Annotated in this window: 10 protein-coding genes and 2 pseudogenes; 3 read left to right on the top strand and 9 right to left on the bottom strand. The window is 70.1% G+C overall.

Features of this window, described 5'->3' with window-relative positions; translation table 11 throughout:
- Nucleotides 1-107: 107 nt before the first annotated feature.
- Both ACWZEH_RS04275 and ACWZEH_RS04270 read left to right on the top strand, forming a co-directional pair.
- Entirely contained in the window at nt 108-1,433 is a 1,326-nt protein-coding gene (locus ACWZEH_RS04275) for an FAD-dependent monooxygenase (protein WP_456195748.1), read from the top strand.
- A complete protein-coding gene (locus tag ACWZEH_RS04270) occupies nt 1,430-2,338 on the top strand; it encodes a Gfo/Idh/MocA family protein (protein WP_456195746.1) in 909 nt (302 codons plus the stop codon). The genes ACWZEH_RS04275 and ACWZEH_RS04270 overlap by 4 nt, the downstream gene beginning before the upstream one ends.
- Here the strand turns inward: ACWZEH_RS04270 and lnt are convergent.
- Nucleotides 2,259-3,836, bottom strand: coding sequence for an apolipoprotein N-acyltransferase (gene lnt, locus ACWZEH_RS04265; protein WP_456195744.1), 1,578 nt, complete (start codon nt 3,834-3,836; stop codon nt 2,259-2,261). The two genes, ACWZEH_RS04270 and lnt, sit on opposite strands and share 80 nt — an antisense overlap.
- Before the next feature lie 80 nt (nt 3,837-3,916).
- Nucleotides 3,917-4,405: a nuclear transport factor 2 family protein gene (locus ACWZEH_RS04260; protein WP_456195742.1), complete on the bottom strand. Its 489-nt coding sequence runs from the start codon at nt 4,403-4,405 to the stop codon at nt 3,917-3,919.
- A 168-nt stretch (nt 4,406-4,573) separates the two neighbouring features.
- Between ACWZEH_RS04260 and ACWZEH_RS04255 the strand changes: the two genes are divergently transcribed.
- Nucleotides 4,574-5,314: an SDR family NAD(P)-dependent oxidoreductase gene (locus ACWZEH_RS04255; protein WP_456195740.1), complete on the top strand. Its 741-nt coding sequence runs from the start codon at nt 4,574-4,576 to the stop codon at nt 5,312-5,314.
- Nucleotides 5,315-5,365: 51 nt separating this feature from the next.
- Here ACWZEH_RS04255 and ACWZEH_RS04250 read toward each other — a convergent pair whose 3' ends face one another.
- From ACWZEH_RS04250 to ACWZEH_RS04220, 7 genes and pseudogenes are all read right to left on the bottom strand, one after another.
- Nucleotides 5,366-5,545, bottom strand: a complete 180-nt coding sequence (locus tag ACWZEH_RS04250) for a hypothetical protein (protein ID WP_456195738.1) — start codon at nt 5,543-5,545, stop codon at nt 5,366-5,368.
- 105 nt (nt 5,546-5,650) lie between these two features.
- Nucleotides 5,651-5,788, bottom strand: a pseudogene (locus ACWZEH_RS04245) (undecaprenyl-diphosphatase); the annotation flags it as partial.
- 415 nt (nt 5,789-6,203) lie between these two features.
- Nucleotides 6,204-7,055: pseudogene (locus ACWZEH_RS04240) on the bottom strand (IS256 family transposase); the annotation flags it as partial.
- 452 nt (nt 7,056-7,507) lie between these two features.
- Complete coding sequence (locus ACWZEH_RS04235) at nt 7,508-11,476, bottom strand: SAV_2336 N-terminal domain-related protein (RefSeq protein WP_456199429.1); 3,969 nt, start codon at nt 11,474-11,476, stop codon at nt 7,508-7,510.
- 48 nt (nt 11,477-11,524) lie between these two features.
- Nucleotides 11,525-12,520, bottom strand: coding sequence for an AAA family ATPase (locus ACWZEH_RS04230; RefSeq protein ID WP_456195736.1), 996 nt, complete (start codon nt 12,518-12,520; stop codon nt 11,525-11,527).
- Nucleotides 12,517-14,853: a VMAP-C domain-containing protein gene (locus ACWZEH_RS04225; RefSeq protein ID WP_456195734.1), complete on the bottom strand. Its 2,337-nt coding sequence runs from the start codon at nt 14,851-14,853 to the stop codon at nt 12,517-12,519. Before ACWZEH_RS04225 ends, ACWZEH_RS04230 begins: the two co-directional genes overlap by 4 nt.
- Complete coding sequence (locus ACWZEH_RS04220) at nt 14,841-16,004, bottom strand: lipase family protein (protein WP_456195732.1); 1,164 nt, start codon at nt 16,002-16,004, stop codon at nt 14,841-14,843. The genes ACWZEH_RS04225 and ACWZEH_RS04220 overlap by 13 nt, the downstream gene beginning before the upstream one ends.
- Nucleotides 16,005-16,124: the final 120 nt, after the last annotated feature.

Here is a 16,124-nt window from a genome sequence, read left to right as displayed (position 1 = left end):
TCAAACTACCCGCTGCACTACGGCTGTAGTACAGTCGTCAGGAGTGGTCACTACAGATGTAGTGACGGGGTACGGGAGCCGGCCGACCGGGAACCGAGGAGGCAGCCATGGCACAGGAGGAGCGGGCCGTTGTGATCGGCGGGGGAATCGGTGGCCTGACCGCGGCGGCCGCGCTGCACCGGCGCGGGGTGAGGGTGACCGTGCTGGAGCGGTCCGCCTCCCTGGAGCCGGTCGGCGCCGCCATCTCCCTCGCGCCCAACGCGCTGCGCGGACTGGACGTCATCGGGCTCGGCGACGAGATCCGCGCCCTGTCCGCCTGGCAGGGCGACGGAGGGCTGCGCGCACCGGGCGGGCGCTGGCTCGCCCGGTCCTGCGCGGCCGCCGCGGCCGAGCGCTTCGGCGGGCCTCTCGTCCTGCTCCACCGCGCCACCCTCATCGATCACCTGGTCGGGCAGCTCCCGCCGGACACCGTCCGCACGGCCGTCGCCGCGCACCTTGTCGATCCGGGAGACCCCGGCGACCCCGCCCGGCCCGCCCGTGTGGGCACCTCCGACGGCGAACTCGAGGCCGACCTGGTGGTGGCCGCCGACGGCATCCACTCCGCCGTGCGCCACACGCTCTTCCCGCACCACCCCGGGCCCGTCTACTCCGGCTTCACCACCTGGCGGGTGGTGGTCCCGCTGCCGGGCGTGCGGTTCGCCCCGCACGAGACCTGGGGCCCGGGCCGCATCTGGGGAACCCATCCGCTCAAGGACGGCCGGGTCTACGCGTACGCCGCCGCCCTGGCCCCCGCCGGGGAACACGCCCCCGACGACGAGCGCGCCGAACTGCTGCGCCGCTACGGTGACTGGCACGAGCCGGTCCCCGCCGTGCTGGCCGCCATCCGCCCCGAGGACGTGCTGCGGCACGACGTCCACCACATCGCCCAGCCGCTGCCCGCCTACCACCACGGCCGGGTCGCGCTGGTCGGCGACGCCGCGCACGCGATGCCGCCCACCCTCGGCCAGGGCGGCAACCAGGCCGTCGAGGACGCGGTCACCCTTGCCCTCCCCCGCGCTCGAATGCGCTCGCGCGGGGGGACCCCCATCGCCGGCGACCTGCCCGCGTACACCGCGGACCGGCTGCCCCGCACGACCGGCATCGCCCGCCGGGCGGTGCGGGCGGCCCGCCTCAGCCTGATGACCAACCGTGCCGGGACCGCCGTACGCGACACCGCGATCACCGCGCTCTCGAAGGCCGTCCCGTCCCTGCTCCTGCGGAGCTTCGACGAGATCGCCTCCTGGCGGCCGCCGGTGGAGGACGCCGTATCCTTCGGTGCGGACCACGACAGTGATCAGGGCCGTGACGGTCGACGCGGTGACGACGCGCGTGACCGAAGCCGTGCCCCTGACAGCGCATCTGACAGGCAACCGCTGGAGGAGAACACCCCGTGAAGGTCGGCTGCATCGGACTCGGTGACATCGCGCAGAAGGCCTACCTTCCGGTGCTCGCCACCCAACCCGGAGTGGAACTGCACCTGCAGACCCGCACCCCCGCGACGCTCACCCGCGTCGCCGACGGCCTCCACCTCCCGCCCGGACAGCGGCACGCCGACCTCGACGCCCTGCTCGCGCAAGACCTCGACGCCGCCTTCGTGCACGCCCCGACCCAGGTCCACCCAAAGATCGTGACCCGGCTGCTCGAAGCGGGCGTACCGACGTACGTCGACAAGCCGCTCGCCTACGAACTCGCCGACTCCGCACGGCTCGTCGCCCTCGCCGAGGAGCGGGGCACGAGCCTCGCCGTCGGCTTCAACCGGCGCTTCGCCCCAGGCTACGCGCAGTGCGCCGACCATCCGCGCGAGCTGATCATGCTGCAGAAGAACCGGATCGGGCTGCCGGAGGATCCGCGCACGACGATCCTCGACGACTTCATCCACGTCGTCGACACCCTGCGCTTCCTGGTGCCCGGTCCGGTCGACGACGTGACCGTGCGGGCCCGTACCGAGGGCGGGCTGCTGCACCACGTGGTGCTCCAGCTCGCAGGGGACGGCTTCACCGCGCTCGGTGTGATGAACAGGCTCAGCGGCTCGGCCGAGGAGATCCTCGAGGTCTCCGGCCAGGACACCAAGCGGCAGGTGGTCAACCTCGCAGAGGTGATCGACCACAAGGGCCAGCCCACCGTGCGCCGGCGCGGCGACTGGGTGCCGGTGGCGCGCCAGCGCGGTATCGAGCAGGCGGTGCTCGCCTTCCTGGACGCGGTCGGCGAGGGCAGGACGCTCAGTGCCCGGGACGCGCTGGCGACCCATGAGCTGTGCGAGCGTGTGGTGCGGGAGGTTCGGGAGCGGGCCGCCGCCTGAGCCGCACGGCCCGTACGCCCTGGGTGGCTCCCCACGCGGCCAGGACCAGCAGCGCCGCCCGCAGCGGCCAGTCGCCGAAGCGGACGTAGGGAGTGGTGCCGTGGGCGAGCGGGACGTCGTACACCCGAGAGGTGCTCGCGTCCGTACCGAGCCACGGCCCGGCCCGCCCGCCGTCCGGGCCGTGGACGGCGGACACACCGGTCAGCGTCGCGTGGACCATCGGACGCCCGGTCTCGGCGGCGCGCAGCGCGGCCAGCGAGGCGTGCTGCGCGGGCGCCCAGCTCTGCTGGAACGTCGACGTCGACGACTGGGCGAGCAGTACATCGGCGTCGTCCTCGGCCAGATTCCGGCTGATGTCCGGGAACGCGGACTCGAAGCACACCATCGGGCCGATGCGCAGCCCGTTCCCCGCGTCCATCACCACCTGCCCGGTACCGCGCCTGCGGTCCTCGCCCGCCGCCTCGCCCACGGACGTCGCCCAGCCCAGCAGGGAGCGGGCCGGGACGTACTCACCGAACGGAACCAGGCGCATCTTGTCGTACCGGTCCCCGGTGAGACCGTCGGGGCCGACCAGCACCGAACTCTTGTAGATGCCGGGCCGGTCGGAGCGCCGCGCGTCCACGTTGACCAGGATCTCGGCGCCCGTCGAGCGGGACAGCGCGGCGAGCCGCCGCGCCAGGTCGGGCCGGGCACCGAGGTCGAAACCGACGCTGCTCTCGCCCCAGACGACCAGGTCGACTCCTTGGCCCGCGAGCCGGCGGGTGAGCCGTTCCTCGCGGTCGAAGCGCCGGTCCGCACTGTCCGGCCCGGCGACGACGCCCGGCTGGACGACCGCGATCTTCGCCCGTCCGCCGGCCTCTGCGACGGGCGCGACCACCCAAGCGGCGGACGTGACCACGCCTGCGGCGACCAGACCGGTCACGGCCGGTACCCGCGCCTGCCGCACCGCGAGCAGCACGGCCACGGCGACGTTCAGGAGCACCAGCAGGAAGCTGAGCAGCCACACCCCGCCGACCGACGCCAGCCGCAGCGCCGCCGTCACCTGCCACTGACTCGCGCCGAGTACGCCCCAGGGGCCGCCCAGTGCCTCCCAGGAACGGACCAGCTCGACGGCCAGCCAGGCCGACGGCAGCACGACCAGCGCGGCCGTGACCCGCACCCACGACGGCGCCCCGCCCAGCAGTCGCCGCACCAGCCATCCCCAGGGCGCCCACAGCGCACCGAGCAGGGCCGCGAGGACGAACGTGAACACATGCAGGTTCGGCAGCAGCCAGTGGTGCATCGCGAGCATGAAGCCGAACCCGCCCCACCAGCCGTCGAACGCGGCACGCCGACCGGTGGGAGCCGTGCGCGTCAGCGCGATCCACGGGACCAGCGCGACGTGGGCGAACCACCACAGGGACGGTGCGGGGAAGGCCAGTACGGGCAGGGCACCCGCGACCGCGGCGACGGCCGAGCGCCGCCACGGGGAGGAGAGCCAGGGACTGAACGTCTTCACCTGCGCCTCCTATCCGCTCCCCGCCCCGTACGTGCCTCCAGTGTGCGTCCCGGACAAGATCAGGGGCAGGGCGCGTCGGCTCAGTGGACCACGGGCGCCGCGGGCCGGGCGGAAAGGCGCCGCCACTTCTCGCGCACGATCACCTCGCTCAACCGCCAGCCCTCGTCCGTGCGCAGCATCCCGAACGCGTAACGGCCTCCGCACACCACATCCGGCGAGGCCGCCTCGTCCTCGACGCCGGCAGCCGTACCCATCGGGGTCACGTAGTCGGCCTGCACACGGGCCGTGTCGCCGGTGTCCTGCTCCCGGACCCCGAAGCGCACCAGCCGGTTCACGATCAGGTGCTGCCGCACCGGAAACGCCCGCAGGCTCTCCGCGAGCCACGCCGCCACCCTCCCGGCATCGCCCTCGATGCCGCCGGCCGAGCGGTAGTCGGCCCGCCCGCCCGAGGTGAACAGCCCCCGGTACGCCTCCCAGTCCCCGTCGTCGACCGCCACCGCGTACTCGGTGACGATCTCGTCCACGGCCAGCCTGTCCCGCACGGTCGCAAGCTCCACACGCTGCGTCATCGGCTCAGTGTTGGTCATCCCGGGCCCGGAACCAAGGGCCCTGCGCGGATATTCACCCGGCGTGAATCTGTGCTTCCCCCCAGTCGGCAGCACCTGCCAGCGGGACCGTGGGTGTGCCAGGCTGTGGATCTTCGGTTGTCGGGACGGGCTGGCTGTTCGGAGGTTGGCGTGAAGAGGCTTGTCACTGTGGTGACCGGTGGTGGCCGGGGGATCGGGGCCGCCGTCTGCCTGCGGCTCGCGGGGGAGGGGCACGACGTGGTGGTGGGGCACGTGCGGGACGCCCCGGCGGCGGAGCGGGTGGCGGAGGGGGTGCGTGCGGCCGGGGCGCGGGCCGTCACCGTGCGGGGGGACACCTCCGACGAGGTGGACGTCGAGTGTCTGTTCGATACCGCGGAGCGGGAACTGGGGCCGGTGACAGGGCTGGTGAACAACGCGGCGGTGACCGGGCCACTGGGGCGGTTCACCGATGTCGACACCGCGGTCCTGCGCCGGGTCGTGGACGTCAACCTGACAGGGACGCTGCTGTGTTCGCGTCGCGCCGCACAGCTCATGACGCCCCGGGGCGAGGGTGTCATCGTGAACATCTCGTCGGGGGCGGCCACCCTCGGCAGTCCCGGCGAGTACGTCCACTACGCGGCGACCAAGGCCGCCGTCGACGCTCTCACGGTCGGGCTGGCCAAGGAGCTCGGCCCGGCCGGCATCCGCGTCAACGCGGTCGCGCCGGGCGTGATCGACACGGAGATGCACGCCGCCATGGGCGCCCCGGACCGGGCCCGGCAGGCCGGCGCCGCGGTTCCGCTGGGCCGGCCGGGGCAACCGGAGGAGATCGCCGCGGCCGTCGCCTGGCTGATGTCGCCGGACGCCTCGTACGCGACGGGGGCGGTGCTGCGGGTGGCGGGCGGGCGCTGAGAGCGTGCCCGCCACCTCCGCGGGGGCGGGCCGACGCGCAGGTGGCGGTGGTCAGGCCGCCTTGACGACCTGGTCCCGGACCGCCGCCGCCCACTCGACCACCAAAAGCTCGTACTCCGCGCGCTCCTGGGCCGACAGGGAACCGCCCGCGCGCAGCCACAGCGCTCGGATGTGCTCGTTGACCTCGGCGGCCGACCGCGCGGAACCAGGGGTCACGGAATCGGGGGACATGCCGAACAGCCTAGGGCCACGCACTGACAGCGCGCTACCGGACGGCTACCGGACACCTATGGGTTCGGTCACTTCCCCCGCGGACGGCCGGGCCGGGGCATCGGGTCAGTGCGCCGACTCCGCCGCGTGCGGGCTGAGCACGCCCGTGGCCACCAGGACGAGGATGACGACGCCGAGCGCGATGCGGTACCAGACGAACGGCATGAAGCTCTTGGTGGTGATGAACTTCATGAACGAAACTATGTCGACGTGTCCTGAGCGGCTTTGACCTGCTGGTTTCCACCATTTTTCAAGATCGAATGGTAGAGCAGTGGGAGATGGCGCCTTTCCAGTGCCCTCCCTCGCCGACCACGAATGGCGCAGCCACCTGCTTTGCAGCGAATCGGCAATCTCCTGCTCCATGGCCAGGGCAACGTGCGAGTGGAGACCATCCACGCCGGCGACCTCGTGGCCCATGCGGGTCTCCACGGCGATGCGACTGTGTCGATCTTCGTCCAGCCACTCCTTGCCGCCGTGACGAAGCAGGTACAGCCGCTTTCCGGCGTTCGTGGTCGCGGGGAACCGGCCCCTGACCCGCGGCCGCACTGTTCAACAAGGCACTGGCCGCAGTGCGCGCCCCGGTCGCTCACCAGCCCGGATGAGATTTTCGGCAAGGGCAGGGCTGGATGAAGATGGTGCGGATGGTCGCCGCGACCATTTCCCCGGATCCCTTCGGGATCACGGAGAACACATTCCTCAGGAAATGGACACGACAGCGCTGCCAGGCGGCGCCGAGCATGACCTTGCGGATCGCGGCCACCAGACCGCTGTGGCTGTCGGAGATGACCAGGCGGACCCCGCCCAGGCCGCGTTCGCGCAGGGAGCGCAGGAACTTGCTCCAGAATGCTTCGGTCTCGCTGTCACCGACCATCACACCGAGCACCTCACGGCCGCCGTCCTCGCTGATGCCGGTGGCGATGACCACGGCCTGGGAGGCGATCCGATGGTTCACGCGGACCTTGCAGTAGGTCGCGTCGAGGTAGAGGTAGGGGAAGCGGCTGTGGTCCAGGGGCCGGCCGCGGAAGATGGTGAGCTGTTCGTCCAGGTCACCGCAGATCCGTGAGACCTCGCTCTTGGAGATGCCGCTATCCGCGCCGAGCGCTTTGACCAGGTCGTCGACCGAGCGGGTGGACACCCTGTGCACGTACGCCTCCATGATGACCGCGTACAGAGCCTGGTCGATGCGGCGGCGCCGTTCCAGCAGGCTGGGGAAGAAGCTGCCGCTGCGCAGCTTCGGGATGGCCAGGTCCAGATCGCCGGCCTGGGTGGCCAGGGTCTTCTCCCGATGGCCGTTGCGGAAGGCGGTGCGGTCCTCGGTGCGCTCGTTCCACTGGGCGCTGATCCGGCCGCTGAGTTCGGCCTCGATCAGCTCCTGCAGCATGCGCTCGGCGCCGTTGCGGACGAGCTTGATTCCGTCCGCCGTGCGTAGTGACTCCAGCAGGCGTTGTAGGTCAGACCGGGACAAGGCCATCGGGCACCTCCCGGGTTGAACTGGCCGTTCACCAGGGAGATTTGCACGGTGGCCTGCCTTGTGCGCAGGGAGCGGAGACCGTTACCGGATGCACGCCCCGGGCATCCGCCCGCGCACACCCGCATGGTGATCGCCTACACCATCACACGGGACGCCATCCCAGCCTGAACGCCGCGGGCGAGGCATGGGAACGCCAAAGACAAGGTGCGAGGGCAACGCCCGCGGCAGTCACGGGACTTTCTTGGCCCCCGCCCTGTCCGTGCCGAGATTCTCGTACGTGCAGGTCAGGCCGCATGCTGGTACTCGTGGAGGTGCCGCCGAGGCGGTCGCGTCGTCGTATGTCGAGGTGGGCGATGGCGTCCGGGGGACGCACCGGGTTTCTGGAGGAGTTGCGCGGGCCCAGACCAACTGGTCCGGGCCCGCGCAACGCGATGCCGTGCTTCAACCACGTCCTACTCCGGAGGCGGCGTCACCAGCTTCGTAGCGCTGGGGTCGACGTCCGCAGCACAGGCCAGGGTCGGCAGGTCGCGGTCGAGCAGGCCGTTCATTTCGATGGCCGCCCGGCTGAGCAGGTGGGCGGCCTGGACGGACTGGCCGTCGGCGACGGCGGCGTAGAACCGGGCGGCATAGGTGATGGCGTCGACGTCGCCGATGGTGTCGGACATGCCGATGGCGAAGGGCACGGTGTCGACCAGCTTCCCGGTCTGGGCCGCAGAGTGGCAGGAGTTGAGCAGGACCAGCAGCGGCTTGTCGTCCACGGCGGCGATGGCCCGGGCGAAGGCGCCGGCGCTGACGATGGCACCTTCGTGGAAGCCGTCCTCGCCTTTCTCGAATGCGATCAGGTCCTGCGTGCTGTGACCGGAGAAGTGCACGACGTGGGGACGGAACCTGGTCAGCGCGTCCAGGAAGACGTCCGCCGTCGCGGCCGGGTGGAGATCCAGGTCGACAAGGTCTCGATGGGTGGCACTCTGCACGGCCGCACGAATCCTCTGCTGCTCCTGGCCGACTCGCAGATCACCGGCGGAGGCGGCCGCCAGCAGCAGCACCCGCAGTTTCTCCGGCTTCGGGGCCCGCAGTTCCCTCATCACCATGCGCACCTCGCCCTCCGTCGCCGTCAGGCGGCTCTCGATCTTCTGCTGCTCAGCTGCGGCACGCCGCTGCGTCTTCTGCTGTTCACGCTGGCGAGCCTTCTCCGCGGCCGCCCGCTCGGCCTGTTCCGCTTTCGCCAGCTTGACCGACAGGTCAGCTGCCTCTTTGGAGAGCTTGCCCACCTTGGCGCTCCACGTGCTGGCGTCCTGGCCCGCCTTGTTGGCCTCGTTCTCGTACCGCTGGGCAGCACGCTGCTTGCTGTTGACGGTGCTCTGGCTGCTCGCCTTGGCGGCGGCCGATCGCTCCTTTGTGGCCTTCGCGCGCTTGTCGGCTTCCTTCTTGCGGAACTCGCCGACCTTCTTCTCCGCGTCAGCGCGAGCCTTGTTCTTCCTGTCCAGCTGGCTCCGGTAGTAACTGGCGTTCATGGAGGTGCCCTTCTGCGGTTCCCGTTTAGCCAGGTTATGGCCTCCCGCTGACAAGGCTTCGTCTTCCATGACGGCGTTCGAGGGGGACGGGGCAGAGGGTTCCGAGGGGCGGAAGTGTTCGGGCAGGCTTGACAGCAGCCAAGCCCAGGCCTGAAGGTTCTTGCTTCTCACGTTCACACGTTGGAAGCGTCCGTGGAAGGCTGGCACTTCCTCATAGAGGGTCTCGGAGACGAGGAGTGCGCACTCGGATTGCGGCTCGCGCAGCGCATCTGAGCCGACGAGCCGATTGACACGCTCCACGCTCTCCCCAGCAAAACCGTACCTCCCTGTAACGACGGCTCCTGAGTCCATCGCGACTCTCAGGCGCATGGTGTGCCCCTGTTCAAGGGCGTGCCGAAGCGCTTGGGCGAGGCCCTCGGCGAATCCAGGTACAGCCCTTGCTTCGTCTGCCCCCGGGGGCAGGAGGATGAGGACGCCATCGCCTTGGTCGTGGCGGACGCACGCGTCAGGCTCGACCCCCGCCGCTTGTATCGCATGGCGAAGAGCACCATCGAGATTCTCGTGCCATGACTGTCGTGAAGCCGCGGTCATCGCCGCGAACCCCACGGTGTCGACGGCGATACACACCCTGCGGATCGCTGGCGCCGCACCATTTTGGAAACGCAGACCAGTGATCATCCTGTTGGGATGGGACGGCGGCGCGTAGCCGATGACACATTCCTCGAGCGGGGCTGGCCCGGCAGGCTTCTCGTCGTCGTCCACGGCCACAACGAAACCTGCGACAAAGGAATCACCCGACAACCCCAGATGGTGCTCGGTCTGTGTGAAAGCAGCCTTCCAAGAGAAGGGCGTTCCGGTCCGTTTGAACTCCACTGGGCAGTACCGGCCGTCGATGCGCCAGAGCAGGTCGAACCGACGTGTGTCCTCCGGGCCGAGCCGACGTTCACGGTCTAGGTGGAGTCCTCGCCCGTCAAGGAATTGCGATAGATCTTCGGCAATCTCCGTCTCCGTCATTCGCGAGCCGTCAGACCGGGCGTGGACGTAGAGAAGCAAGTGGAGAAGCAGAAGGTCCGTGTCCTGTGGGGTGCTGCCCACTCGGGCGAAAGCGGCTTGGACCTCCGAAGGGCACAGGTGCAGCAGCGATTCCACATACTGCGCACGCAGACGGGGTCTCACGTCGGCGGGCGGCTCGCCGCGGCGCTCCGCGACCGTGTCCACCAGATTCACGACGGAATCCCAGCGAGGAATATCCGCTTCGCCGGAGAGTGTGGCGATGCCTAGTTCTTCGGACAGCAAGTCCAGGGATTCGTCCAGTCCGTCGTTCGACACCCATGCGAACGCAGGCTCGGCGGAGGGTTCCCCGGTGGTCGGGGACAGCACAGCTCTGTCGGAGGCAGTGTCGTGGGCTTCGGCGTTCGGGAGTCCCAGGCGTGCCTGCAACGCGGGCCCGAGGTAGGCGAACGGTGTGGCGGTCACTTGGTCGTCCGGGCCCAGGGGCCACGCGGGGAAGTCCGAGGAGTGGCCGATCAGGGACTCGATGCGCTCTCCCACCCGCCGACTGCAGTCGAGGAGTTCGGTGGTGGGGACGGCGTCGAGCAGCAGATCCTTTGCTTCGGCTGTGAAGTCGAACAATCGGTGGCGGCCGGTGAACTGCGCGTCCCCGGATGGCAGAAGGGGTTGCATCAGTCCGCCCAGGAGGACCTCGGCCAGCGGTGCGGCCCCCTGCCGCTGGTGGAGGCAGGAGTGGACGAGTTGCATCACGGGCACGGTGACGGGAGCCATGGCCGCCAGATGCGCGGCCAAGCGCACCGCTTCGGGCGAGGCAGCGCGGCCGAAGTCCCGGACGGAGACGCGGCTGGGCTTGCCAGCAGGTGTCTGGGGCCGGTGGGGTGACCACAGGCGTACCGGCCTGGGGCGCCCGACCATGGTGTTCACGGCGGCCCAGGTCGAGAAGCCGGTCGGGGTGAGGTCCAGGACGGGGATGGGAACGGGCGGAGGCGGGGCGACACTCGGGGGGAGTACCTGGTCCGTCACTGTCCAGGCGCTGTTCGGCACGCCCGGGCGGGGTGAGGTGACCTGCCAGGTGTCCGCCCGTACGCCGGAGCCCGCCCACAGTCGACGGGGGAGGGTGTGGATCACGGCGGTGGGACCGTTGCGGGCCCATCCTTCGAGTACGGGTCGGATCCGTCCGTCGCGCCAGGCGGCCGCCGCGCCGTCGGTCACCACCAGCACCATGGTGCGTCCGGAGGCGTCCGTGACGCACTCGGTCGGCCGGGTCGCCATGGTGGTGTTCCACGGGCGCCCTAGTCTGACTCCGGCCTCCTCGGTGGTGTAGCGGATCTGGTGGATCTCCACCTGGCGGAAGGCTCCACTGCGTTCGAGGAGCCCCTTGAGTTCGGCGCACTGGCGCTCCCACAGGAGCATGGACATGCCGCCGTCGATGATCAGGGCCAGCCGAAGCCATCGCTCCGGCTGGGCACGCAGCGCAAGCTGCGGACTGCGGGTGTCGGCCTGGAGGTCGGCCGTCGCCACTTCATCGACCTCGCTGTGCTGTCGGCTCGGGACGCGCCGCTTCAGAGGACGCAGCGCTCTGCCGAGCGGCAGGGTCCGGCCGAGGGCCCGGTCACCTGGGGTCCGCAGGGCCCCGGTCGGTGTTCCGGCTGCGGGGCCGGAGAGCACTGCGAGGTGGGGTTGTTGGGCGGCCTCTGCTTGCGCTGTCAGCTGATCAGCCCCTGCCCTGGGAAGATCTTGCGGGCCCGGCTCCGAGAGAGTGTCTGACAGGGCGGGAGCGGTGCTCGGTGCCTGCGCGTCCGTTGTGCTCCTGGCATAGCGGGTCAGGGGCGCCGCCGGGCCGGACGGGACGCGTGCGGCGAGCCAGAGGACGTCCAGAAAGTCTTCCGGCTCCATAGGCAGCTCGGTGCTTGCCAGGATCCTCCGCAGGTCTGCGAACATGTCTCAGCCGTCCGCGTTGAGCCGGTGCAAAACCGTCCGCAGCAGACCGCCGCCGTCCAGCCGGGCACCGCCGTGGCGCAGGAACACGGCGTTGAGGAGCTGGTCGGTGGCGAGTTCCCCGATGGCTCGCTGGGCCAGGAACGCCTGTACCAGGTCACCGGCGTCAGCGAGAGCGTCCGGCCCGAGGTGGCTTTCGATGATCTTCTCCAGACGCTCCTTGTCCGGGTCGCCGAGGTGCAGGGGCAAGCAGCGGCGGCGGAACGCCGGGGGGAAGTCTCGTTCGCCGTTGCTGGTGATGACGACGAGGGGGAACTCGGTGCAGCGCACTATCCCCCTGTGTACCCTCGCCCGCTGGTGCGGATCAGCGGTGAGGACGTCGATGTCAGCTTGGTTCTCGGGCAGTCTGGACAGTTCCGGGATCTCGAAGGTGCCTTCTTCGAAGATGGTGAGGAGGTCGTTCGGCAGGTCGATGTCGCCCTTGTCCAGCTCGTCGACGAGCAGCACTCGGGGGCCCTGCGTAGCAACGAACGCGGTGCCTACCGGGCCCAGCCGCAGGAATGAGCCGATGTCGGGCCCGACCTCCCCCGGGCTCCGGTCGAGGCCGCTCTGCTGCAGCCGTCCGATGGCGTCGTAACGGTAGAGCGCCTCCTGGAGCGTGGAGCGGCTGTTAACCGGCCAGTGCAGTACCGGGCCCAGATCCAGTTCATGCGCGATGGCGGCCGCGAGCGAGGATTTGCCGGTGCCGGGGTGTCCGGTGACGAGCAGCGGCCGGCGCAGGTGGATAGCGGCGTTGATGACGTCCGTCTCCTCGTGGCCGATCACGTAGGGGGACTCACCCGGTGTGGTGCCGTCTCCCGTACCGCCGAACCGCCGCCAGGGCGGAGCCTCAGGAATCGTGACGCTGCGCCGCAGGCCATCTCCTCGGAAGATGCGCCAGCCCTCGTCATCTGCGGCGGAGCCGGTGGCCGTGGAAGTATCCGTCTCGGGCTGCTGCGTCATCGGGGACTCGCCTCTTCGGAATCGGAGGAACCGGTCGGTTCGGACAGTTCGGTGAGCGACAGTACGGGCGGCAGCGGCCGGTCTGCGGCTTCCAGCAGTACGGCGGGGCGTACGGGGTGGGCGATGGGGTCCGCGCAGGTTTTGGCCCGGTAGCTCCGAACACGCTCAGGCAACGACTCCACGGCCGCCTGTGGCTGCAAGGGGGCGAAGTAAGTGTCCGGGACCGGACCTGTTGCCTGTCGGTCCCACAGCACGACCGGACAACCGAGTTGAAGCGCTGCCTGGACCAGCCGCTCCCGGCCTCCCGGTCCGGCCCGCACCACGGCACGGGCCGCGCAGATGTCGTCCATCAACGCCCCGTACGCCGCGTATCCCTCGGCGTGCCGGTCGTCGAGGTAGATCACCGTATTGTCGTGCCGCCCCGCCCATCGGCGCTGCAGTGCGGCCCGGCGATGCTCCTCGCGATCGTCGGAGGCCAAGGGTAGAGCGCGCAGCACAGTTTCCCACTCCACACCTAACAGGGTGGGCCGCAGGTCCCCGTCGTCTGAGCCGTTCCAGGCGTCGACGGGCAGCTGCACGGCGTCCGGCTGCAGCAGGATCTCGACGAGCGCGGTCTCGCCGGTGGCCTCGCGCAGCCGCGACACCGTCTGCGCGATGCTGCGCACCACTTCCCGTGGTGAGAGGGGTTCCGCGCTTTGCGCGGCGGCCGGTGCGAGGTCGCCCGAACCCGTGTGGGTCCACAGCGCACAGGTGAAGCGTTCGCCGCCGTCACCGCCGCCGAGGACGCTGCGGTCTGGCGGCTCCGCGTCCAGCAGCGCTACGACACGCGGTCGGCCGCTGGCTGTGCCAAGCGAGCTACACCACGTCAGCGCGTCGGCGCGCCGCTCTGCCAGACCGGCTTCCTCGACCCCCAGTCTGCGGGCCACCCGGTCTCCCCACTCGCGCAGTTCCCCGCAGACTTGGGGGGTGAGCGCGGCGAGCAGTTCGGTGAAGCGGATGACCGCAGGAACCAGCTGTGTTCCCGGGTGCGCCACGCTCTGCCCGCCTGTGTATTCCTCGAAGTGCTCCACGCACGCCATGAGGTGAGCGACGGTGGGTCTGTGTGCGCCGCCCTCCGCGGTCGGCGGCAACCATGCCTCGGCGAAAGGCTGTGCGTCCCGTACAGCGGCGATTACATGGGCCATCGGCGGCAGTGCCGGGGGCCGGCCGAGCAGTTCCTCCAACGAGGCGTACTCCAAGGGGGACAGCAGACCGGGCGCCCCGTGGCTGCGGCCCAGCGACAGCAACTGGGCGGCCGACCTCCGGTCTTGTATGCCTACCACCTCTACGACGGCGGCCATGGCCCGTTCCACCGTGAGCAGCGCGTGGGCGATCTGCTCATCGGTGGGACATGGCCCCAGCTGCACCTGCGGGCAGTGCGTGGCGAGGTGTTCGACGCACCGGGCCCGCAGATCTTCGTCCCTGAGTACGCCGTGCAGGACGAGGACGAGCTGGCTCCGGCCGGTCGACGCCGGCAGCGGAGCGCGGCCTGGTGACACCAGCTCTTCCCGGGAGCCGTCCAGGCTCCGGATCTCGATACTGACCGGAGTCTGCAACTCGGGCGTCCGTCCCTTGACATGGGTGAGGAGAGCGGTCAGATCCGGTCGCAAGTCGACGGAGTTCGCCTCCAGCCAGTCGAGTACGGCGTGAGAGAAGACCCCGCTGCTCAGGGCCGCGTCGTTCTCCGCGACCTGGCCGGCGGCGGCCGCGCACAAGGCGAACTGCTGGACACCACGCCGGTGAACCGTGGGGAAGTCGGCGATCGCGGGTCCCGTCGGGTGGTGATGGTGCTCCAGGAAAGTCGCGCATGCGTCGAAGAGCAGCACTTGCTGTCCGAAGCCGTCCAGATCGTCGCGCTGGAGGTACTCAAGCAGGTTGGTTGTATTGATGCAGCGCTTGTCGTTCGGGGTAGCCTCGGGGCAGAGCAGCAAACGCCGGTCCCCCTGTGCCAGAACGCCATGGCTGCCCCAGAAGACATAGAGCAGATCGCCGCTGCGCCCGTCGAGGCCGGTGGTGAAAGCATCCATGAGCTGGCCCCGCTGCCAGGTCGGCTGCCAGGTCAGTTCACCGGATTCGGTCAGAGGTTCGAGCCGACACCGGCTGTCCTCCCCAGGGGCCAGCAGGAGCTGGATGTTCGCCTCAGGCACACCGCCTTTGCGCAGCCATCTGTAGAAGCGCAGGGCGTCGTCCACAGCGCCGGGCAGATCCCAGTCGGGGTTCCGGGGGTACCGTTCGAGTCCGACAACCACGGCGTGGACACGTGCCGGGTCGTCGACGGCGTTCAGCTGAGCCATGTGCCGACTGCGTCCCAGACCTTGCGGTTGGACCAATAGGCGCTGTGCGCGAAGGGGAACGGCTGCCGGTTGTCGACCTCGTGATCGGTAGCGATGGTGGAGAAGACCTGGGAGGCCCGGAACGACAGCAGGTCGCGGCGATCGTAGATATTGAGCCAGCGCTGGGGGAAGTGCCTGGGAAGCGGGTGAGGGTGTTCGAGTGAGACCAGGGCACCTGCCTCGTAGAAGAAGGGAGCCTGGGAGCCGACGGTGATCAGCTGGTCGACCCGGTCGACCTCCTCCTGCACCATGAGGTCCACACAGGCCACCCCGCCCAGGCTGTGGGCGACCACGGTGACTGCGTCTCCGGGGGCGTGCTCGATGGTGCGCTTGATCAGCTGACGCAGGGCGTGCCCGCGGGCCTGGTAACGCAGGATGTCGCCGACCGCAGGCATGATGAGGTCGTCGTTGTGCTTGCCTCGCCGCCGTCGAGCGTGCCTGGTCAGCGCGAGCAGTGGGGGAGTGGCGGCGGCCTTGGCTACCGTTCCCCCCAGCGTGCGCCCCTTCGTCCGCAGCTCAGCGCTGATCAGCGAGAGCAAGGCGTCCCGCTGGAGGCCTTCGAGGGAGTCGACGCCGTCATCCGCTGCCTCTGCAAGCGTCGCGGCGACGACGGCTCGGGCGAATGCGTGCCGGTGCTCATAGCCGCCTTCGTCTGCCGAGGCTGCGGCGTCCCGCAGCTCCGGCGACTCGGCGACCGTCCGCACCGCGCGGTCGAGGGCGCCGTCCAGCCCGTGTTCCGCGAAGGCGTCTCGCACACGGGGAGACGCGACGTAGCCGGAGAGTTCGTCGAGCAGCTTCTGCGCGGGGCTCTGTCCACGCCCCAATCCCGAGGCGACGGCGGGACGAAGGCCCAGCAGACGCAGTTCGTAGCCGGGGTCTTGGTAGAGCACGCCCCAGACGGCCACGTCCTCGTCCTCTCTGCGCCCGCCGCCGGAGTCGGTGTAGCCGGGGATGCTCGCGCCCTCAAGCGCCAGCCCCGCGCCAGCCTCGCGGCCCCAGAAGCAGCCCCGCACTTCGGCCCCGGGTTGCAGCCCCGCTAACTCCGAACGCACCGTGGCGAACGTCTTGTTGTACGACTCCTCGCGCACTCCGGTGCCATGGACGAAAACCACTGAGCGCTGCACGTTCCCCCACCCCGCGGACGCATAGGACCGGGCGTCGTCGCCCGGCCACCTGATGCTAGTGCGGCTGTCCGCGGCAGGCCACCGCCGACAGCGTCTGCGGGTGTGGCG

The organism is Streptomyces yamdrokensis, from assembly GCF_053890455.1.
This window is presented reverse-complemented; position numbering and strand designations above follow the sequence as displayed.